Here is a 20,046-nt window from a genome sequence, read left to right as displayed (position 1 = left end):
CGATCAGGACATCGCAGGGAGACTGTCGAGGAGTTTATCCAGCGTGACGGGGTATTCGCGAGTGCGTACGCCGGTGGCGTTGTGAACGGCGTTGGCGATCGCCGCTGCGACACCGCACAGACCCAGCTCGCCCACGCCCTTGGCCTTCATCGGTGACGAGATCGGATCGGCCTCGTCGAGGAAGACGACTTCCTGGTGCGGGATATCGGCATGCACCGGAACCTCGTAGCCCGCCAGATCGTGGTTGACGAAGAAACCCAGGCGCTTGTCGACGACCAGCTCTTCCATCAACGCCGCGCCCACGCCCATGGTCATCGCACCGATCACCTGGCTGCGCGCGGATTTGGGGTTAAGGATGCGCCCCGCCGCGCAGACGGCGAGCATGCGCCGCACACGGATCTCACCCGTCGCGGCGTCGACACCCACCTCGACGAAGTGCGAGCCGAAGGTCGACTGCTGGTACTTCTTGGCGAGGTCGCCGTATTCCATGGTGTCTTCCGCGACCAGTTCGCCGTCGCGCGTGGCCTGTGCCAGCGGCAGCGTGCGGCCGCCGGCGGCGACGTGGCCGTTCTCGAACACAGCGGTGGCGGGATCGAGACCCAGCTTTGCCGCGATGGCTTCGCGCAGCTTGACGCAGGCCGCATAGACGCCGGCCGTCGAGCTGTTCGCGCCCCACTGTCCGCCGGAACCGGACGATACGGGCAAGGACGAGTCACCAAGCGTGACGTTCACGGCGTCCAGAGGCAGCCCGAGCATCTCGGCCGCGGTCGCCGCGATGATCGTGTACGAGCCCGTGCCGATGTCAGTCATGTCGGTTTCGACGGTGGCCCGGCCGTCCTTCCCCAGACGAACGCGTGCGCCGGACTTCATCACCAGATTGTTGCGGATGGCGGCGGCGACGCCCATGCCCACGATCCAGCGGCCGTCACGTACGCTGCCCGGGGTCTGGCTCCGTTTGCTCCAGCCGAACCGTTGGGCACCGTCGCGCAGGCACTTGACCAGCTGCCGCTGGGAGAACGGGCGCTCCGGATGCTCGGGGTCGACCTGGGTATCGTTGAGGATGCGGAATTCGACCGGATCCATCTTCAGCTTCTCGGCCATCTCGTCCATGGCGATCTCGAGCGCCATCAGGCCGGACGCCTCGCCCGGCGCGCGCATGGCGTTACCCTCGGGGAGGTCGAGCACGGCGAGACGTGTCGCCGTCATGCGGTTGGCACCCGCGTAGAGCAGGCGCGTCTGCTGGACGGCCGTTTCGGGGCCACCACCGGGCAGATCGCCCGACCAGCCTTCATGGGCGATGGCCTGGATCTTCCCCGCCGTGTCCGTGCCGATGCGAATACGCTGGATCGTGGCGGGGCGATGCGTGGTGTTGTTGAACATGACCGGACGCGGCAGGGTGACCGCGACGGCACGCCGGGCCGCTCGCGCGCCCAGCGCGGCGAGCAGGGCGTCGGAACGGACGAACAGCTTGCCGCCGAAGCCACCGCCAATGTACGGAGAGATCAGACGCACGTTTTCCTTGGGGATGCCGAGCGTAAGCGCGACATCGCCCTTACCCCAGTTGATCATCTGGTTCGATGTCCACAGGGTGAGCTTATCGCCCTCCCACTTCGCGATGGAGGCATGGGGCTCCATCATCGCGTGCGCATGGTCGGGCGTGCGATAGGTCGCATCGAGCTTGACCGGCGACGCGGCGAACGCCCCGTCGAAATCGCCCCGCGAGGTGTCGGCGTCGGGATCGTCCGGTTTGATGGCACCGTCTTTCATCGCGGCCAGATCGAACTGTCCCGGCGTGCGCGCGTAATCGACATGCACTAGCGACGCGGCGGCGCGCGCCTGTTCGAAGGTCTCCGCGACCACGACGGCGATCGCCTGGTGGTAGTGCTGGATCTCCGGGCCACCCAGCAAGGTGGCCGTGTTGTATTTGCCCTTGCCAAGTTTTCCCGCGTCGGCCGCGGTGACGATGGCGAGCACGCCTGGCGCCCGTCGCGCGACGCTGGTGTCGATGTTGACGATGCGGCCGTGGGCGATCGCGGCGGGCACGATGTAACCGTAGGCGTGGTCCGGCGTGGCGGCATGCTGCTCGTAGGCGTAGGGTGCCGTGCCGGTCGTTTTCAACGGTCCGTCGATCCGGTCATGCGGCTGGCCGACGACCTTCATGCGATCGATCGGATTGGTCGTGGCGGGTTTATCGAATTTCATGGCTCAGCCCCTCGCCTCGGCCAGTACCGCGCTTAGTGTGCGCTCCACCAGCGGAATCTTGAACGCGTTCTCCCCGGTCGGTTGCGCGCCGGCAAGCAGCGTTGCAGTGACCGCCTTCGCGCCCTGCGGCATCGCCGCCTCGGCCGCCTCCACGCGCCATGGCTTGTGCGCCACACCGCCCAGCGCCACACGGCCGCTGCCATCCTTCTGCACCACGGCGGCGACGGAAATCAGCGCGAATGCGTACGACGCGCGATCGCGTACCTTGTGATAGATATGCGTGCCGCCTGGCGGCTTTGGCAGTGTCACCGCGGTGATCAGCTCGCCGGGCGCCAGCACGTTCTCGATGTGCGGTGTCGCACCGGGCAGCGTATGAAAGTCCGCGATGGGGATACGTCGTGTCTTGCCGTCCGGCTGAACGGTTTCGACGGTGGCATCGAGCGCCCGCATGGCGACCGCCATGTCGCTCGGATGGGTCGCTATGCAGGAGGTGCTGACACCGACGATGCCATGCGACCGGCTGAAGCCACCGATGGCGGCACAACCGCTGCCCGGCAGGCGCTTGTTGCATGCCTGATTGGTGTCGTAGAAATACGGGCAACGCGTCCGCTGCAGCAGATTGCCGGCCGTCGTAGCCTTGTTACGCAGCTGGCCCGACGCACCCGCGACGAGTGCGCGCGTCAGCAGACCATAGTCACGCCGCACGCGTGTATCGGCGGCAAGATCCGTATTGCGTACCAGTGCACCGATGCGCAGTCCACCTTCTTCGGTCGCCGCGATCGTATCCAGATCGAGACCGTTGACGTCGATGAGATGCTCGGGCTGCTCGATCTCGAGCTTCATCAGGTCGAGCAGGTTGGTGCCGCCGGCGATGAATTTCGTATTCCGCTGGCGAGCCGCGGCGGCAGCGGCGGAGGCGGGACTGGTGGCACGCTCGTACGTGAAGGGCTTCATGCCTTGCTCCCCGCGACTTCGGTGATCGCTTCCACGATGTTCGAGTACGCGCCGCAACGGCAGATATTGCCGCTCATGCGTTCGCGAATTTCGGTCGCACTGACCGTGGCCCGTGTGGTGAGGCTGCCGCTCACGTGACTGGGAATGTCATCGTGAATTTCGTCGAGTACGGCGACGGCGCTGCAGATCTGTCCGGGCGTGCAGTAGCCGCACTGGTAGCCGTCGTGTTTCACGAAGGCGGCCTGCATCGGGTGAAGCTTTTGCGGCGTGCCGAGGCCTTCGATGGTCGTGACCTTTGCGCCCTCGTGCATCACCGCCAGGGTCAGGCAGCTGTTGATGCGGCGTCCGTCCACGATGACCGTGCATGCGCCGCACTGACCATGGTCGCAGCCCTTCTTGGTACCGGTGAGGTGCAGATGCTCGCGCAAGGCGTCGAGCAGAGTGGTGCGCGTATCCAGCGTCAGCGATTGCGGCTTGCCGTTGACGTGCATCGACAGTGTTGCCGTGACCGGCTGCCGGGGCGGTGCCGGCGTCGCGGCCCTGGCGACGAGGGGAGGTACGGCGGTTGCGCTGGCGGTGGCCGCACCCAACTTGAGGAAGGTGCGGCGGGAAAGCTTTGGTGCGTTCACTGTGTCCACTTGGGTGGGCCTCTGTCAGTGTCGATGCGATCGACCGGGATGGCCTGCCTTACTCGCCTGATGTTAAGGCGTAAAATGTCCTGTGATTGATAACAAATTTCGAATGACGCGATGTATGGGTTTCATGAAAGCGGTGGCGCTTCTCGCGTGCCTGACGCTATGTAGCGCGTCATATAGCGCAAGGGCGACCGACGCCACGCGCACGCTCGCCCAGCTGCAGCACACCGCGTTGCGCGGCGAAGACGGCGCGCCCGCCGGCGCGACTGCCATGGCGCAGACCGAGGATGGCTGGCTGTGGCTCAGCACGCCGGCGGGGCTGTATCGCTACGACGGCTTCTCGTTCGAGAAAGTGCCGTTGCTGCCACCGATGTCCAACGAGACCAACGCGACGTGGAGCCTGTTCGCCGCGCCCGGCGGCGACCTCTGGGTCGGACTCGCCAATGGCGGCGTCGCGCGCCTCCGGCACGGCGCCGTCACGCTATACGACCAGGCGGATGGATTGCCGCACGGCGTCGTCGTGCTCGGTATGCGTTCGGCGAGTGACGGCGCGATATGGGGTGTGACCGAAGTCGGCTTGTTCCGCTTCGACGGCGTGCGCTGGAAGCACGTCGATGCCAGCTGGGGTGTGCCCGACAGGCCTAAGCAGCTGTTCGACGACGGTCGCGGCGGGCTGTGGATCGGCGCGCCGGCGGGCTTCTACCGGTTGGCACCGCATGCACGGCACTTCGAACGTATCGAGCTTTCGCCTCACGGCGGCGGCATGTTGTTGCGCGGACCGCAGGGCCGGATCGTGGTCATCGACCATGGCGGCGGTCAGGTACGTCTCGCGGAAGGCGACTGGGGCAAGCCCCATGCCGTCGACCAGGAGCGGCGCGCGAACAGCGATACGGTGACGTTCGACCGCGACGGCAACCTCTGGACCGTGGCGTGCGCCGCCGACCTCTGCCGTGGCAGCTGGCAGGACGTGCAGCGCGAGGGCATTCACGGATTCGACGCCTCGGTGCCGCAGACGTTCGGCGAATCGGCGGGCCTCAGCTCCGAGGCGACGATGACACTGATGGAAGATCGCGACGGGGACGTCTGGGTCAGCACGAAGATGGGCGTCGACCGCTTCCGCGACAGCTGGCTCGCGCGTGTGCGGTTCCCCAGCACGGAGTCTTACTTCGCGCTGGTCGAGGATGGCGACGGCCACGTGTTTACGGGGACATCGGCGCGTAGCGTGCACATGGACCGCCTCTGGGCACTGACGCCCGATCCGGTGGCGCTGTCCGGCTTCGGTGGCGCGGTGGTCAGTGCGTTTCGCGATACCGACGGCACGGTCTGGCTCGGTGGCACCGGCAAGCTGTGGCGCATGCGCGACGGGCGACCCGTGGCCGTCGACCTGCCACGCGGTGCCGCGGCGCGCGATGCCATCGTACAGGCGATCGCGCGGGACGGCGCCGGTCGCCTGTGGATCTCCATGCGCCTGATGGGTGTCTTCGCGCTGGACGACGACGGCTGGGTGCCGGCGGCGCAGATCGCCGCGTTCCCCGAACTGGCCCCCGCACTCATCCACGTGGACCGCCAGGGGCGACCGTGGTTCGGTTACCTGGACGGGTCGGTCGCCCTGCTGGACGGCACGAAGCTGACGCGGTACGGCGCCGACCAGGGCCTTGGACTGGGTCCGGTGACGGCGATCGCCAGTGTGGACGGCCATCTGGTGGTCGCGGCCGAGCACGCGCTTACCTTCCTGGACGGCGACCGGTTCGTGCGCGTCGTGCCCGACCGGGCGGGCGCGCTGGATTCCGCCACCGGCATCGTCGAGAGCAAGGACGGCGGCATCTGGATCTACGGTACGGCCGGTGTCACACACTTTACGCGCAGCGAGTGGCGGGCGGTGCTTGCTCATCCGGAGCGTCCCGCGCATGTCGACCCGCTGACGATGGAAGATGGTCTGGGCGGCCCCGCGCAACTCGTGCGTCCGCTGCCCACCGCCCTTGCGTCGCGTGACGGCCGCCTCTGGTTCGCCGGCGCGCAAGGCCTGGCCTGGCTCGATCCCACGCGGCAGCCAGCGCCAAGGCCGCCGCCGCCCACGGTCATCCGTCGCATCGTGTCCGGCGGCAAGAGCTTCGATCCCGATGCCGTCGTCGTCATGAAACGGAACCGCGACCTGGATGTGTCCTATACCGCCATCGCCCCGGGCTATCCCAATGGCGTGACGTTCCGCTACCGGCTGGACGGCGAAGACGCGGGCTGGCACGACGCCGGATCGCGTCGCGAGGCGTCCTACGGGCAATTACGACCGGGACGCTATACGTTCATCGTCGAGGCCTCGTACGACCGCGTGCGCTGGAATCGCGCGGAGACGGTCGACATCGAAGTGCTGCCGCGTTTCATCGAATCCGTGTGGTTCAAGCTGCTGTGCGTGCTCGTGCTCGGCGCTTTCATCTGGTCGGTGCATCGCTGGCGTGTCGGCGCGCTGACCAGCCAGCTGCGGCTGCGCCTCAACGAACGCCACAACGAACGGGAGCGCATCGCCCGCGAGCTGCACGACACGCTGCTGCAAGGCGCGCAAGGGCTGGTCCTTCGCTTCCAGGCGCTGGTCGACCGCCTGTCCGACGACGACGCATCGCGTGCTGCGCTGGAGCGGGCCATCGACCGCGCCGAGCATCTGCTGGTCGAGGGTCGCGATCGCGTACAGGGTCTGCGTTCGGGACGCACGTCGGGTGGCGAGCTCGCGGACCGTCTGGCCATGCTCGCCCGCGACATGGACGAGACCATCGTCGTGCACGTCTCAGGCAAGCCCCGCAACGTCAACGGCCTGGTGCAGGACGAGATCTACAGCATCGTGCGGGAAGCACTGGGTAATGCGATTCAGCACAGCCACGCGCGGATCATCGCGGTGTCGCTGCAGTTTTCGCGACGGGTCCTGCGCGTCGCGGTGCACGACGATGGCGTGGGCTTTCTGGAAAGCGTTGTCGTACCGCACGAGGACAAGCGCTTCGGTGTCATCGGGATGCGCGAACGCGCGGCGCACATCGGTGCCCGATTCACCCTGCGCACGGCGCCGCTTCGCGGCACCGAGATACGCCTCGCCGTGCCTGCACGGTTCGCGTACCTGCACGGCACTGCCGGCATCCTGCCGCGATGGCGGTCTTCTTGGCGGGCACGACGGGCACGACGGCATCGCGATAGTTGAGCCTCGCCGCCGTCGTTCTACCCGGACATAATAGGCTCATGAGCCGAATAGTCGGCCTATTCGGCTCATTTCGTGAGCCGAATAGGCCGTATAATCGGCTCATGACAGCGTACTCGCCCTGCTGGATCTGGCAGCAACCCGGATGGCCCACCTTCCACTGGGACGAACAGGCGCTGTCCACACCGCTGCGCGAATGCCATCTGCTGCAGGGCAAACTGCTCGGACTTGCAGGCACGGTGGCTGACGATGTCGAAGCCTCTCAAGAACTCGACAGCCTGCTCCGCAACGTCATCACCTCGTCCGCCATCGAGGGTGAGACTCTCAACGCGGCGTCGGTCCGCTCATCACTCGCGCGACGGCTCGGCGTGGTCACCGATACCAGGGGCGCGACGCCACGTAGTGAGGGCCTCGCCTCGTTGATGGTGGACGCAACGCACGGGTACGACTCCCCACTCGATATGGCTCGCTTGCTTCGCTGGCATGTCTGGCTCTTTCCGACGGGCGATTCGATGCTTCCGTCGCGTATTCATGTGGGTGAGCTGCGCGGCAAGGAGCCGATGCAGGTGGTCTCGGGCCGGATCGATCGCCCCATCGTTCACTTCGAGGCGCCGCCCCGCGATGGCCTCGAAGAGCAGCTCACCGCCTTTCTCGCCTGGTTCGATGCCAGCCGCGAGGACCGCACGCTGGATCCGCTGCTGCGTGCCGGCCTCGCGCATTTCTGGTTCGTCACCCTGCATCCTTTTGACGATGGCAACGGCCGCCTGACCCGCGCGCTCACCGATCTGGCACTCGCACAAGCCGGCCATGAGGCGATTCGTTTTCATGCCATGTCGGTGAGCATCCTGGCCGACAGGCAGGGCTATTACGACATCCTCGAAGCGAGCCAGAAGGGCGGGCTGGACATCACCCCATGGCTGCTCTGGTTTCTGACCACGCTGAAGGACAGCCTGGAGCGTGCCCTCGCACAGATCGACCGCGTGCTGGCGAAGGCCCGTTTCTGGAACCGGCATCGGGCCGACCATCTCTCAGCGGAGCAGATCAAGGTGCTCAACCGCCTGCTCGATGGCGGTGAGCGCGGATTCGCGCACGGCATCAGCGCGTCGCAGTACGGCGCGGTCGCCGGGGTTTCCAAAGCCACCGCCACGCGTCATCTCGCCGAGCTGCTCGATAAAGGCTGTCTCGTCCGTCTCCCGGGCGGTGGCCGCAGCACGCGCTACGCCATCCCCTGACTCGGGTATAAGCAGAGCCATGAACATCACCCTCGACGAAATCCAGAACTTCATCGCAGTCGTCGATACCGGGTCGATCACCAGCGCCGCGCAGCAACTGGACCAGACCGTGTCCGCGGCGAGCCGCACGCTCGCACGGCTGGAGCAGAAGCTGAAGACCACGCTGTTGCGCCGGACCACACGGCGGCTGGAACTCACCGATGAGGGCGAGGCGTTTCTCGAACGTGCCCGCGAGATCGTCGCCGCCGTGGAAAACGCGGAAGAGCAGATGGCGACGCGACAGAGCCGACCGGCGGGCCGGCTGCGCGTCGATGCCGCCACGCCGTTCATGTTGCACGTGGTGGTACCGCTGATCGCGGGCTATCGCGAGCGGTTTCCCGACGTCGAGCTCGAACTGCTCAGCAGCGAAGGCTTTATCGACCTGCTCGAGCGACGCACCGACGTGGCCTTGCGCATCGGTCGCCTGAAGGACTCCACCCTGCACGCGCGACCGATCGGAACGAGTCAGATACGTTGTCTCGCCAGTCCGGCCTATCTCGCTCGCCATGGCGAGCCAGGCACGCCCGCGGATCTACCGAAGCACTCATTGCTCGGCTTCACCGAGCCCGAGTCGCTCAACGAGTGGCCGCTGCTCGACGAGAAGCACTTACCCGTACGCATCAAACCGACTATCCGTGCCGCGAGTGGTGAGACCCTTCGTCAGCTGGCGATCGAAGGCAACGGCATCGTCTGCCTCTCCGACTTCATGACGCACGCGGATCGCGCCGCGGGCCGGCTGGTCGAAGTACTGCCGCAACACCGTACCGAGTTTCGCCAGCCGATCAACGCCGTGTATTACCGGAATACCGCGATTTCGGCACGCATCGCGTCTTTCGTGACCTATCTCAGCGAAGCAATCGGCGAGAACGGATTCTAAGAATGACTACCCGAAGTGGGACGCGCATCCCACTTTCAGCATACGGGTGTCCCACGCACGTCATCTGACGTGGCAAGAATGACACCGCTCGCGAACAGGGGAAATCTCCAATCGCCTGGGGAATCAACATGCTCGATCGCTTCGCACGCGTACTCTGCGCCGTCGTCGTCTTCACCGTCGCCGGTGTGGTCCACGCTTCCGACACCGCTTGCCCACAGTTTTTTCAGGGGGAACAGGCGCCCGACCTCATCGACACGTCGCTCGCCGAACGCACCACCGTCGTCTGCAACGATGCCTATGCATTGATCGCATCGGGCGTCACCAAGGGGCCGCTCTGGTCCGCCGAACACCTCACCGCCGCTCAGATCGCCGATGCGCAGAACACGCCGCGAAAGGACGCGTTCCACGCGGAAACCGCCATTCCCGAGGAGGATCGCTCCGAACTGGCCGACTACAAGGGCAGTGGCTACGACCGGGGCCACATGACACCATCAGGCGATGAGCCCAACGCCGCGGCGCAGAAGCAAAGCTTCTCGCTCGCGAACATGGTGCCGCAGAACCACACGCTCAACACGGGCAAGTGGGAGCGCATCGAAACCAGCCTGCGCACGCTGGTGACGGAAGACGGTGAGGCCTGGGTCGTCACGGGTCCCGCCTTCGATGGGCCCACGCCCGATACGATCGGCGCGGATGCCGTGATCGTGCCCAACTACACCTGGAAGGCGGTTTACATTCCGGCCGAGGGCGGCGCCGCCGTATGGCGCTGCTCCAACGTCGACACACCGGTCTGCGCGGTCGTGTCGGTCGACACGATCATCGACGAAACCGGTATCGATCCGTTCCCGACGCTGAGCGCCACGGTGAAGAGCAAGGCGATCTCGTTGCCTCTGCCCAACTGAAGCGCTTCGCGTCAGACGCCCGGCGGGTTCGAGTCGATCACCTCGACCTTCCCGCCGGTGCTCGCCGGCGACACGCTTTCGTCGGTCGCAAGCAACACGGAGCCGGGCGTCAACAGCGGCAGCAGTTTTTCCATGAATTCGCGCGGCACCGCGACGCGGTCGGCGAGGGCGTCATCCACGACCTTGCCCGCTTCGTCGCCGTGCCCGGGGATGCCGATGGTGATCCAGTTGGGCATCCGCAGGCCCGCGCGGTTCGGCGTATCGGCCATATAGCCCTGCCCGACGATGAAGGCGTGCGTACCGGTCAACGGGTCATTGACTTCCACGCGGCTGCGACCGATCTCGATGCCGTTGCGGAAGACCACGACGCGGCCGTCCGGCACGCTGAGCACCATCGAGATGGGCCCCGTGGGCGAGGCATCGGGATTCCAGCGGTATGGCTCGCCCTCGGCCAGCGGTGGCAGATCGAGGTCCGCGCCGTTGCGCGGATCGATCGGGATCACCGCGCTCGGGTGGACGACGGTCACGGGCGCGGTGCCTTCCTTCGCGACCACCACGGTCATGCCCATGTTGGTCGACTCGAACAGCAACCGCGCGAACTCCGTCGGCAGATGCACGCAGCCGTGCGATTCGGGATAACCCGGCAATCCGCCCGCGTGCAAGGCGACGCCGTCCCAGGTAAGGCGCTCCTGGTACGGCATCGGTGCGTTGTCGTACTTCTTGGAGTGGTGGTCCTTGTCCTTCTGCAGGATCGTGAACACGCCGGTGGGCGTCTCGTAGCCTTTTTTTCCAGTGCTCACGGTACTGACACCGATGAGGATGCCGTTGCGATACGCGTACGCGCGCTGCTCTGTCAGGCTCACGATCACGGCCATGGGCCCGGGTGAGGCACCTCGCCCACCCCATATCCATTCGCCCGGTTTCAGCTGCGACGGCGGCACATCGGCCGCGCTGGATTGCTTCGCACCCCACACCGGCACGGCCGCCGTGGCCGTCGAAGCGAGCGACAAGGACAACGCCGTGGTCAGCAGCACACGTTTCATGCGAATTTCCGGTTTCCCGCGCCCCAGTGGCGGAATATATATCTAGCCCGAATGTAATGGCGACGGTTTGGTCCCGCTTGTAGCGGGTGACCGCCGCCGATGCCCCGCTTCGCCGGTGAGGATGCTGAGCATGGGCCGGCGAGCGCCGGGGGCCTTGCCCAGCGGACCGAAGCAGAGGTCGCGCCACCACGCGAGCACCGTGTAATCGGACTGGAACAGCGGGGTCAGCCAGCGGCTCATGCGCTGATATATGCGGACATGCGCGTGGCGCTGGCGGCGGTACGCCTCGAGCGCTTGCCCGACATCGGCTTGCTCATCCAGGCACTCGGCGAGGGCCGCCGCGTCCAGCAGCGCCATGTTGACGCCCTGCCCGAGTTGCGGACTCATGGCATGCGCCGCATCGCCGATGACGACGAGGCGGCCGCGATGAGGCTGACGCAGCACCACGTCGCGATAGCGGGCACGATTGAGTTGTTCCGCCCGGTCCAGATGCGCGATGTGCGGTGTGAGCTCGGGCCACAGCGTGGCGACCTGCGCCTTCAGCCCATCGATGGCACCATCGTCGAACCGTTCGACCGCGTCTCCGGGAAGGCTGTAGTAGAACGTGACCCAGCGCCCCTCGTGCCCTGGCCGTTCACCCACGGGGAGCATGCCGATCATGCATTTCGTGCCAGCGTAGCGCTGCAGCAGGTGTGTGGGCGAATGCCAGTCGTCGATACGCAGGAGGCACCACACAGCGCCCCATGGATACATGCGTTCGCGGCGAACGTTGCCTTCGCAGTGTGTTCGCAAGGCGGAATGCGCGCCATCCGCTGCGATCACCAGGTCATAGGGGCCGTGTACCGTGCCGGCCTCGTCGCGAATCGTCCCCGCCGTCGTGTCGTACGCGACGATACGATATCCCGTACGTACCTGAGCTGCGCCGACATGCGCCTCGCGCAGCAACTCGAAGAGGGCGCCGCGCGTCATACCCAGGCCGAAGCATTCCGCACGACGATCGGCATAGCGCATGGCCATGACCGCCCGCCCGCGTGGCGTGGCGCCGTGGAGTTCGTCGATACGCTGACCCAGCGCGAGCGCGCGTGGAAGCAGGCCCATCCGTTCCAGTATGGCGAGGCCCGTCGGCTGCAACAGAAATCCCGCGCCCACGGGACCCAGTAACGGACTCTTTTCGAAGACGGTCACGTGGTGCCCGCGCTCCGACAAGAGGATGGCGCTGGCCTGTCCGGCCGTTCCGTAGCCCACGATGCCGATCTTCATGCGTCCCTTCCTTCCGATGACGTGAGGATACACGACGAAATGTCCACACTGGACTCGATGTATTGCCGCGGGCGATGATCCGCGCATGTCCGATTTTCTTGCCGCCTTCGTCCCCGTTGCCGATGCGATCGCCACCGTGCTGCGTCCACATGCCGAGGTCGTGATCCACGATCTCGGTACGGGAACCATTCGTCACATCGCCAACCGTCTGTCGCCGCGTCATCCGGGCGATGACTCGCTGACGGAACTGGACGATATCGAATCGCTGGACGAAGCGGTGATCGGCCCGTATTCCAAGACGAACTGGGACGGACGCCGACTGAAGTCGATCACCGCCGTGCTTCGCGACGGGCGCCGACGCGCCGTGGGACTGCTGTGCATCAACGTCGACGTCAGCATGTTCGAGTCGATGCAGGCCATGGCGAAGGACTTCCTGCGGTTCGGTGAAACCGAGGCAAAGCCCTCCGCGCTCTTTCGCAACGACTGGCGCGAGGAGGTCAACGATCTCGTCGGGCAGTTCCTCACGGATCACGGCACGACGCTGGCGGTGATGGCGATCGAGCAGCGCGAGGCCCTCGTGCGACTGCTCGAGAGCCGCGGCCTGTTCGACGTGCGTAACGCCGCTTCCTATGTTGCGCCCCTGCTAGGGCTGTCGCGCGCGACGTTGTACAAGACCCTGAAAGCGGTCCGCGAGACCGTCTGACGGACCACCGGTTGACGTCGGGACCAGGATGCGCTTAGATACTTAGCAACTTTGCTAATTAGCGAAATACATGGCCATCGACAAAGTCTTCGAAGCGCTCGCTTCCCGGCCTCGCCGCGAGATCCTGGCGTACCTGTCCGCCGCGGAGCTGAGCGCGGGCGAGATCGCCAGCCGTTTCGACATGAGCGCGCCCTCCATTTCGCGCCACTTGTCGGTGCTGGAAGGCGCCGGTCTGGTGACCAGCGAGAAGCGCGGCCAGTTCGTCGTTTATCAGCTCAACCGGGACAGCCTGGTCAACACGCTGACCGGCTTCGCCTTCGAGATCTGCCCGGTGGGCAAGCCGCTCAAGCGGGAATCGCGCAAGTTGTCCACGAAGAAAACCGCGGGCTGATCGCCACCGTCACGGGATACAGGGGAGTTTCCATGTCGCATCGTTCGCACGCCGTCGCATCGTTTCCCAGCGTCACCCTGCCCTCGCCGGCGGGTGGCGTACCGGTCGAGATCTCATTGATCGCACAGCTGGGACACGGTGCGGGGAGCCAGCTGGTAGCCGCGTCCTCCGCGCGTCAACGGGCGCATGCCGCGTTCGTCGACGAACTCGACGAACCCTCGGCCAGGCTGGGCGGCACGCATTTCGAACACGGCGACCCGACTTCCCTTTATACCTTCGCCGTGGGCGCGGACGGCCACCCCTTCCACCGGCACGCGGGCCACCGCGTTTTCACGGCGATATCGGGAAGCAGCGGTGCACTGCTGCGCTTCTGCACGGCGACGCCCGCCCAGCTCGAGGCCGACCCGGCGCACTTTCTGCGTGCTCTGCGTCATGTGGAGATCCCGCCGGACTCGATGTTCACCGTGCGCTTCGGCGGTGGTACCTGGCATCAGTTTCTGCCGCTGCGGGCGGGTTCCGGTCACCCGGCCTTCTTCGCGCTGTCGTGCCATACCAACGAGCTCGGTGGCGACCTCACCGAGGAGGCGCGTCGCCGGGTGCTGGCCGATGACGCGACCATCCCCTCACTGACCGAACTGCTTCCGGATGCCGTGCTGGCCCTGCTCGAGCGGACGCCGGCGGCGAGCATGCACGTTCCCGAGGCATCGCTGTCACTCGAGGCGCCGCCCGGCTCGCTACAGGTCACCCTGTGTGGATTCGCCCGCCGCGTCGTGGGTGCGGCGCGCGCCGCGCTCGCCCGCTGGACTCGCCCGGGCGGCTTTCTCGCCAGGACCGACGGTTGGCATACCGTCATCGAACTCGCCGAGCCGGAGGCGGACTCGCTGCTGCGCGACCAGTTCGCCGGACGTATGGATCACCAGGACAGCTTTCGCCTTGCGCTGGCGGACGTGCAGCCCCTCCACGCCAGGGCGTCGGTGCTACTCGCCGATCTGCTCGAAGCCTTCGTGCAACATCCACCGGCGGGCGTCTCGCGGCTGATGGCGCTCCGCAACCTGCTGGTCCGGCCGCTGGGACTGCGCCGCTCGCCGCTGGCATGTCCGGTCTCGTCGCTGCTCGCGCCAGCGGACAAGCATGTCTTCGCCGGGCGCTTTCCGGTACTCGACCAGCGCGTCGACGCAGGCGATACGTTCGCCCAGGTGGTTCTGGGCGCCGATGACAAGCATCTCGCCTTCCGCTCCTGCGTATCGCTGCGCGTCATCGATGGGCGCGTCGACATCACGCTCGGCACCCGCGTGCGCTGCCGCAACGCCTTCGGCCGTGCGTATCTGCGACTGATCGATGGTGTGCACCGGCGCTACGTCAGCCCGGTCGTGTTGCGCAGCGCCGTGCAGTATGCGTTCGCAACGGCCGGCAGGCAGGAGCCGGCCGCGCGTCGGGCGTCCATGCCCGCGGGATGGTGAGCGAGCGTTACGCCGCCTCGCTTTCCAGCACGAAGTAGGCGACCTCGCGGCGAAGGATTTCCGCGCTCTCGCGCATCGCGTGACTGGCCGAGGCCGCCTGCTGCACGAGCGCCGCGTTCTCGCGTGTCGTCTCATCGATGCCACGAATGGCCCCACCGATGCGTGCGATGCCTTCGCTCTGTCCACGGGTGGCGTCCATCACCGAGGCGACGAGACCGCTGAGGGTCACCACGCGGTCCGCGATGCTGTGCAGCACCTGGCCCGCGCGATCCACCGACACGACGCCGGCTTGCACCGCCTCATCGCTGGCCGCGACCAGGGCACGAATGTCCCTGGCGGTTGCGCCGCAGCGTTGCGCCAGTGCGCGGACCTCGGAAGCGACCACAGCGAAGCCACGGCCATGTTCGCCCGCCCGCGCCGCCTCGACCGCCGCATTCAGCGCGAGCAGGTTGGTCTGGAAGGCGATCTGCTCCACCAGATCCAGCATCTCGCTCATCTGCTCGCTGGTGCGCTGGATCTCGCGCATGTTGCCGACCGCATCCTGAGCCACACGGTGGCCCTCGTCCGTCATCTCACGGGTGTCGATGACGGCACGGCTGGCGGCGGTCGCATGGACTAGGCCGTCCGAGACCGCGCCAGCCATCTCGCTCATCGAGGCCGTGGTGAGGTCGACGTGCGCGGACTGCGTGCGCGTGCGCTCGTTCAACGCCTCGTTACCCCGGGCGATGCCGGTGGCCGCGTGAGCGACGTGGTCGGCGCGGTCGCGCACCTGGGTCACCACGTTGCCGAGCTGGGCATCCATCGCCGCCAGCGACGACAGCAGCTTGCCGATCTCATCGTCGCGACCGATCTCGACGCGTGTGCCCAGGGTACCACCGGCGATGGAGGCTGCCACGTCCGCCGCCTGGCGCAGGCGCCGGCCAAGCGAGCGGATGATCGCGACATCCATGACGCTGGCGATCAGCAAAGCGATACCGAGCAATACCGCGGAGAAAACGCCACCCTTCGCAATGTCGGCGCGCTGTGCCGCGGCTTCGGCCTTGCCGTTGTCCAGCGCCAGCGCGAAGAGGTTGGAGAAGTCGCTCTTCAGGGGGCCGACGGCCGACTGGACGTCGTTTGAAAGCTGTAGCTGCGCCAGATCGAACTGCTCCGTCTTGAGCAGCTCGATGACGTCGTCGACCGCCTTATCGGCCGCCTTGCGGTGTTCGGCAGCCAGGGTGACCAGCTTGGCCTGCGCCTTGCCCAGGCCGCTGGCCGTGAGCGACTTCCACTGTTTGTCGATGTCATGGCGGTTGCTGCCGATCGCGGTGACCGCGTCGTCGACGGCGGAGGGCAACCGCATCAGCGTCGCATGCACCAGCGCATCGAGCAGGTCGTTGTAATCGTTCTGGATGTGACCGACATCGGCGACGGGCGCCAGCGTGTCTGTCACCACGGACTGCAGGCGGTCGTCGGCGGTGCGAAGCTGCACCCCGCCGACGATCCAGAGCGTCAGCAGCAAAAAGATCGTGCCGGCGAGACGAAGCGAAAGACGTGCACGCAGGGTGAGCGTCGGCAGGGCGAAGCGAGGAAAGGGCATGACACACTCGGGGAGAGCGGGGGTGCCTCCCTATCGGCTCCGCGTGCCGGGACTTTAGCGAAAATCCGAATATTATGGTTTTATTTCAATGACTTGAAGATGTCATGACAGCACCCGGGGGTGGCTCGTTCTGGCAGTCGCCACGTTCACGCCGTTACGTCGTCGTCGGCGTCGTATGCGCCACGTTTCTGCGTGCGAAGTTCCTCGAGGCGCGCGCTGAGTCCGGCCTCGACGTGGTCGTAGGCGTCGCCGCCCAGCACCAGCCGGCGTGGTGGGTTGTCCAGGTCCACGGTTTCGATCATCGCGCGCGCCATCTTTTCGGGATTGCCACGGATGACGAAGGCGCCTGACACGATGCCGCGGCGAAGCTCGCCCACCGGGGTGTCATCGTAGATGGCCATCGGCTCAGGCGTCACCAGGCCCTTGCCGAAGTCGGTCTTCGACGGACCCGGTTCGACGATGAGGAAATCGATGCCGAACGATGCGACCTCCTGCAGCACCGCTTCAATGAAGCCTTCGATGCCCCACTTCGATGCGTGGTACAGGCTGAAGTTGGGATAGGCGATCTGGCCGCCTTCGGACGACACCTGCACGATACGGCCACCACCCTGCTCACGCAGCCGGGGGATGGCGGCACGGATGACCTGGATGGATCCGATGAGATTGGTATCGATGATGCGCTGGATCTGCTCGTCGGTGACTTCTTCCGCCGCACCGAAGAGCCCGTAGCCCGCGTTGTTGACAACGATATCGACGCGACCTCCGTCGAAGGCTTTCTGGACGCCTTCGCGGATCGACGCGGTGTTCGTCAGGTCCATGATGACGACATCGAGCGCGTCGCCATACCGCGTCTTGAGATCGTCGAGGGCGCCGGGTTGGCGCAGCGTGCCGACGACACGGTCACCTCGCGCCAGCAGCATTTCGGTCAGAAGGCGGCCGAAGCCGGAGGACGTGCCGGTAATGAACCAGGTCTTGCTCATGGTGCCCACCTCGGAGTGCGTCGTCGCGATGCGCGACGGGTCGACTACCAAGCTAGGGGTGGAAGCGAGTGAAGACTATCCGACGAGATGCGGATGAGACGATGCAGGATCCGGGATAATCAGGCCGTCGCGACCTCGACCGGACTGATGTTCCACCGGTCGACGATGAATCCGTCCGAGTTCACCCCCAGCGGCGTGTATCCGCAATTGCCATGCCGGTAACTCGCGTACTCGCCACCGTTCAGAAGCGCACCCAGCGTCGCCGTCATGCAATGCCCGTGCGTCACCACCGCCACGCGCCGGTACGGCAACGCACGGATATCCGCCAGCGCGTCAAGCACACGTGACGCCACCTCATGCAGCGACTCGCCGCCCACGGCGGCGACGGCGGGATCGTGGCCACGCAGCACCGCGACCATCGCCGGATCTTCCTCGAACACGTCCGCGACCGAACGACCCTCCAGCACGCCGAACGCCCGCTCGACCAGACGAGCGTCCACGGTGATGGTGCAACCGACGATGCCCGCGGCGACTTCACCCGTGTGCATGGCCCGCCCCAGCGTGGATGTCACGATGTGCTCCACGCCCCGCGCGGCGAGCACGCGTCCCAGCGACCGTGCCTGTTCGATGCCCGCCACGGTAAGTGGGCTGTCCGCGCGGCCTTGTGCGCGTCCGGCCACATTCCATTCGGTTTCGCCGTGACGGGCGAGGATCAGGTGTTCGAGCATACGGATGTCTGCCGGTACTGCGGGGGAGCCCGCGATTGTACCGGGCGCGGTCAACGCAGCTGACTATCCTTGCTGCCGCGGCGGTTGTAGCCGCTGAAGCTGGCTTCCTCGCGATCGGCCTCTTCCTGGCAGGCCACGCACAGGCGTACGCCAGGCACCGCTTTGCGGCGCGCGTCCGGAATCGGTTTGTCGCACTCCTCGCAGTGCTCGAGACCCGGGCCGCTGGGTATATGGCTGCGCGCCCGTTTTACGGCGTCTTCGATGGTCGCGTCGATCTGGTCCTGTACGGCGGTGTCACCCGCCCATCCGGTTGCCATGACTCACCTCCGGGACTGGCCCTCAGCCCGCTTAGATGGTGGCAAGTGACTGGTTTTAAAGGTGTGAAGGGTATCGCTCCTGCGGCCGGACTCAGTCAGCGCGGCTCGTCGTACAGACCCAGCTCCGTCACCCCGGGCTGCCTGCCGAACACCGTCAGTCGCACCCGTTTCGCCGTGACCCGCCCGATCTCGTGAAACTGGTAAGGGGCCGGGGTACCGCCGGAGGCGATCTCCACCCAGCCACCGTCACGCTCCATCTCCACCTTGTAACGGGTGATCCTGGAAGTATCGCCATAGCCATCGGCATGTATCGGCTCGACGATCGATATCGTATTGAACGACACCGGCTGTTCAGATCGAATCTCAATCCAGCCGTCGGTCTTCCCCTTGTCCGCCAGCCAGTACGAGCGGTAATCATCGTCGAACGCGAGATCGGGACCCACCGCCTCGTCACTGGCGCTGGCCCAGGCGGGCTTGCCGGCGGCCAGGTCGGGCGTGGTGATGAGCACCGCGCGACCCACCTTCGGCGCCGGGCCCGTGTTCTTCCACAGTGAACCGATCTCGGCGAGCCGCGCCACCGCGTTGTCGTCGAACCGGCCGTCGCGATTGGGCGCCACGTTGAGGATCAGGTTGCAATGGTTTTCGTTGAACGGCACCAGCCACTCGTCGACGATGGTCTTCGCCGAGGCGAGCTCGGAGGTGGGGTAGGCCTTCTTCCAGAACCAGTCGCTTTGCAACGTCGTACCTGACTGCGACGGCACCGGACTGTCCGCGGGAATCTTCTGGCCCGCGTGCTGCTCGTACTGTTTGATATCCGTGTAGTAGAGCGCCGTGCCCGGATAGCTTCCCGCGTTATGGTCCGTCACCAGGCAGTCCGGCTGCAGGGACTTCACCAGGTCGTAGATCTCGCGATACGGTAACTCAGCATAAGAAATGCGCGACCACGATGCGTTCCACCCATCGAGAATCAGCGCGGTGAGCGGCCCGTAGCCCGTGAGCAGCTCGGTGAGCTGCGCCTTGATCAGCGCGATCTTCTCGGGTGTGACGGTGCGCGCGCGGATGTCCTGACGCAGGTCGAGGATCGAGAAATACAGGCAGACCTTGAGCCCGGCCTTTCGGAACGAATCGACGTAGCGGCGCACCACATCGTGCGGATACGACGACTGCATGACGTTCGCGCTGCCGGTTTTCGTAGGCCACAGGCAGAAGCCGTCGTGGTGTTTCGTGGTCAGGCACGCGTAGCCCATGTTCGCGGATGTCGCCGCGCGCGCCCACTGGTCGGTGTCGAGATGCTTCGGATCGAACAGCTTCGGCGAGAGCAGCGGATCGCCCCATTCGCGTTCTTCGAAGGTCGCCATATTCAGATGGATGAACATGCCGAAGCGAAGGTCGAGGAAGGACTGCTGCAACTGCTGCATGTGGACCGGATCGACGATGACGCCCGCTCGCGTGCCGATGAGCGGAGCCCCTGTCGACCTGGCAACCGGCCAGAGGCCGCTCCCGATGGTGCCGGCGAAGGCAAGCGCCTTCGCGAAGTCACGACGATTCAAGGGCGCGCTCCCGACATTG

At 66.0% G+C, this 20,046-nt stretch carries 17 protein-coding genes; 7 read left to right on the top strand and 10 right to left on the bottom strand.

The genetic code is table 11. From position 1 onward, the window contains the following. Positions 1 to 3 precede the first annotated feature (3 nt). From paoC to paoA, 3 genes are read right to left on the bottom strand one after another with little or no spacing between them, the layout of a single operon-like run. Positions 4 to 2,202, bottom strand: coding sequence for an aldehyde oxidoreductase molybdenum-binding subunit PaoC (paoC, locus tag FA85_RS10955; RefSeq protein WP_036116747.1), 2,199 nt, complete (start codon positions 2,200 to 2,202; stop codon positions 4 to 6). A 3-nt stretch (positions 2,203 to 2,205) separates the two neighbouring features. Then, positions 2,206 to 3,156 carry an FAD binding domain-containing protein gene (locus tag FA85_RS10950; protein ID WP_036116749.1) on the bottom strand — a complete coding sequence of 317 codons (951 nt, stop codon included), beginning with the start codon at positions 3,154 to 3,156 and terminating at the stop codon, positions 2,206 to 2,208. Next, the gene (gene paoA, locus FA85_RS10945) at positions 3,153 to 3,785 is read right to left on the bottom strand and encodes an aldehyde dehydrogenase iron-sulfur subunit PaoA (protein ID WP_197056525.1); all 633 of its coding nucleotides are present in this window, start codon (positions 3,783 to 3,785) and stop codon (positions 3,153 to 3,155) included. The genes FA85_RS10950 and paoA overlap by 4 nt, the downstream gene beginning before the upstream one ends. Before the next feature lie 124 nt (positions 3,786 to 3,909). Here paoA and FA85_RS10940 point away from each other — a divergent pair, with 124 nt between their 5' ends. The 4 genes from FA85_RS10940 to FA85_RS10925 all read left to right on the top strand — a co-directional run bounded on the left by FA85_RS10940 (position 3,910) and on the right by FA85_RS10925 (position 10,016). Continuing rightward, positions 3,910 to 6,972, top strand: a complete 3,063-nt coding sequence (locus tag FA85_RS10940) for a sensor histidine kinase (protein ID WP_036116752.1) — start codon at positions 3,910 to 3,912, stop codon at positions 6,970 to 6,972. A 101-nt stretch (positions 6,973 to 7,073) separates the two neighbouring features. Then, positions 7,074 to 8,201 carry a Fic family protein gene (locus tag FA85_RS10935; protein ID WP_036116753.1) on the top strand — a complete coding sequence of 376 codons (1,128 nt, stop codon included), beginning with the start codon at positions 7,074 to 7,076 and terminating at the stop codon, positions 8,199 to 8,201. A gap of 19 nt (positions 8,202 to 8,220) precedes the next feature. Then, positions 8,221 to 9,117: a LysR family transcriptional regulator gene (locus FA85_RS10930; protein WP_036116754.1), complete on the top strand. Its 897-nt coding sequence runs from the start codon at positions 8,221 to 8,223 to the stop codon at positions 9,115 to 9,117. Positions 9,118 to 9,245: 128 nt separating this feature from the next. Then, on the top strand, positions 9,246 to 10,016 hold the full coding sequence (locus FA85_RS10925) for a DNA/RNA non-specific endonuclease (protein WP_036116755.1): 771 nt from the start codon (positions 9,246 to 9,248) through the stop codon (positions 10,014 to 10,016). Between the two features lie 11 nt (positions 10,017 to 10,027). Here FA85_RS10925 and FA85_RS10920 read toward each other — a convergent pair whose 3' ends face one another. Together FA85_RS10920 and FA85_RS10915 are read right to left on the bottom strand one after the other, a co-directional pair. Beyond that, a complete protein-coding gene (locus FA85_RS10920) occupies positions 10,028 to 11,059 on the bottom strand; it encodes a L,D-transpeptidase (RefSeq protein ID WP_051944115.1) in 1,032 nt (343 codons plus the stop codon). Between the two features lie 42 nt (positions 11,060 to 11,101). Further along, positions 11,102 to 12,319 carry an FAD-dependent oxidoreductase gene (locus tag FA85_RS10915; RefSeq protein WP_051944118.1) on the bottom strand — a complete coding sequence of 406 codons (1,218 nt, stop codon included), beginning with the start codon at positions 12,317 to 12,319 and terminating at the stop codon, positions 11,102 to 11,104. An 85-nt stretch (positions 12,320 to 12,404) separates the two neighbouring features. Between FA85_RS10915 and FA85_RS10910 the strand changes: the two genes are divergently transcribed. The 3 genes from FA85_RS10910 (at position 12,405) to FA85_RS10900 (ending at position 14,873) form a co-directional block, all read left to right on the top strand. Further along, the gene (locus tag FA85_RS10910) at positions 12,405 to 13,022 is read left to right on the top strand and encodes a helix-turn-helix transcriptional regulator (protein ID WP_036116757.1); all 618 of its coding nucleotides are present in this window, start codon (positions 12,405 to 12,407) and stop codon (positions 13,020 to 13,022) included. A 70-nt stretch (positions 13,023 to 13,092) separates the two neighbouring features. Beyond that, on the top strand, positions 13,093 to 13,413 hold the full coding sequence (locus FA85_RS10905; RefSeq protein WP_036116759.1) for a metalloregulator ArsR/SmtB family transcription factor: 321 nt from the start codon (positions 13,093 to 13,095) through the stop codon (positions 13,411 to 13,413). A 32-nt stretch (positions 13,414 to 13,445) separates the two neighbouring features. Then, entirely contained in the window at positions 13,446 to 14,873 is a 1,428-nt protein-coding gene (locus FA85_RS10900; protein WP_036116761.1) for a DUF2867 domain-containing protein, read from the top strand. Positions 14,874 to 14,880: 7 nt separating this feature from the next. On the opposite strand, the gene FA85_RS10895 is transcribed toward FA85_RS10900, so the two are convergent. From FA85_RS10895 to FA85_RS10875, 5 genes are all read right to left on the bottom strand, one after another. Beyond that, a complete protein-coding gene (locus FA85_RS10895; protein WP_051944120.1) occupies positions 14,881 to 16,452 on the bottom strand; it encodes a methyl-accepting chemotaxis protein in 1,572 nt (523 codons plus the stop codon). Positions 16,453 to 16,598: 146 nt separating this feature from the next. Continuing rightward, the gene (locus tag FA85_RS10890; RefSeq protein ID WP_036118698.1) at positions 16,599 to 17,432 is read right to left on the bottom strand and encodes an SDR family oxidoreductase; all 834 of its coding nucleotides are present in this window, start codon (positions 17,430 to 17,432) and stop codon (positions 16,599 to 16,601) included. 119 nt (positions 17,433 to 17,551) lie between these two features. Next, on the bottom strand, positions 17,552 to 18,160 hold the full coding sequence (locus FA85_RS10885) for a histidine phosphatase family protein (RefSeq protein ID WP_051944122.1): 609 nt from the start codon (positions 18,158 to 18,160) through the stop codon (positions 17,552 to 17,554). A gap of 50 nt (positions 18,161 to 18,210) precedes the next feature. After that, the gene (locus tag FA85_RS10880) at positions 18,211 to 18,477 is read right to left on the bottom strand and encodes a DksA/TraR family C4-type zinc finger protein (RefSeq protein ID WP_036116763.1); all 267 of its coding nucleotides are present in this window, start codon (positions 18,475 to 18,477) and stop codon (positions 18,211 to 18,213) included. A 95-nt stretch (positions 18,478 to 18,572) separates the two neighbouring features. Beyond that, positions 18,573 to 20,027, bottom strand: a complete 1,455-nt coding sequence (locus FA85_RS10875; RefSeq protein ID WP_036116765.1) for an alpha-L-fucosidase — start codon at positions 20,025 to 20,027, stop codon at positions 18,573 to 18,575. Positions 20,028 to 20,046: the final 19 nt, after the last annotated feature.

It is taken from the genome of Luteibacter mycovicinus (genome assembly GCF_000745235.1).
Taxonomy (GTDB): Bacteria; Pseudomonadota; Gammaproteobacteria; order Xanthomonadales; family Rhodanobacteraceae; genus Luteibacter; species Luteibacter mycovicinus.
This window is presented reverse-complemented; position numbering and strand designations above follow the sequence as displayed.

What these genes read in the sequence shown, in the direction of transcription:
- FA85_RS10880 (WP_036116763.1), bottom strand. Translation starts at nt 18,477, where the DNA reads ATGGCAACCGGATGGGCGGGTGACACCGCCGTACAGGACCAGATCGAC.
- FA85_RS10940 (WP_036116752.1), top strand. Translation starts at nt 3,910, where the DNA reads ATGGGTTTCATGAAAGCGGTGGCGCTTCTCGCGTGCCTGACGCTATGT.
- FA85_RS10915 (WP_051944118.1), bottom strand. Translation starts at nt 12,319, where the DNA reads ATGAAGATCGGCATCGTGGGCTACGGAACGGCCGGACAGGCCAGCGCC.
- FA85_RS10935 (WP_036116753.1), top strand. Translation starts at nt 7,074, where the DNA reads ATGACAGCGTACTCGCCCTGCTGGATCTGGCAGCAACCCGGATGGCCC.
- FA85_RS10895 (WP_051944120.1), bottom strand. Translation starts at nt 16,452, where the DNA reads ATGCCCTTTCCTCGCTTCGCCCTGCCGACGCTCACCCTGCGTGCACGT.
- FA85_RS10910 (WP_036116757.1), top strand. Translation starts at nt 12,405, where the DNA reads ATGTCCGATTTTCTTGCCGCCTTCGTCCCCGTTGCCGATGCGATCGCC.
- FA85_RS10885 (WP_051944122.1), bottom strand. Translation starts at nt 18,160, where the DNA reads ATGCTCGAACACCTGATCCTCGCCCGTCACGGCGAAACCGAATGGAAT.
- FA85_RS10905 (WP_036116759.1), top strand. Translation starts at nt 13,093, where the DNA reads ATGGCCATCGACAAAGTCTTCGAAGCGCTCGCTTCCCGGCCTCGCCGC.
- FA85_RS10925 (WP_036116755.1), top strand. Translation starts at nt 9,246, where the DNA reads ATGCTCGATCGCTTCGCACGCGTACTCTGCGCCGTCGTCGTCTTCACC.
- FA85_RS10920 (WP_051944115.1), bottom strand. Translation starts at nt 11,059, where the DNA reads ATGAAACGTGTGCTGCTGACCACGGCGTTGTCCTTGTCGCTCGCTTCG.
- paoC (WP_036116747.1), bottom strand. Translation starts at nt 2,202, where the DNA reads ATGAAATTCGATAAACCCGCCACGACCAATCCGATCGATCGCATGAAG.
- FA85_RS10950 (WP_036116749.1), bottom strand. Translation starts at nt 3,156, where the DNA reads ATGAAGCCCTTCACGTACGAGCGTGCCACCAGTCCCGCCTCCGCCGCT.
- FA85_RS10930 (WP_036116754.1), top strand. Translation starts at nt 8,221, where the DNA reads ATGAACATCACCCTCGACGAAATCCAGAACTTCATCGCAGTCGTCGAT.
- FA85_RS10900 (WP_036116761.1), top strand. Translation starts at nt 13,446, where the DNA reads ATGTCGCATCGTTCGCACGCCGTCGCATCGTTTCCCAGCGTCACCCTG.
- FA85_RS10890 (WP_036118698.1), bottom strand. Translation starts at nt 17,432, where the DNA reads ATGAGCAAGACCTGGTTCATTACCGGCACGTCCTCCGGCTTCGGCCGC.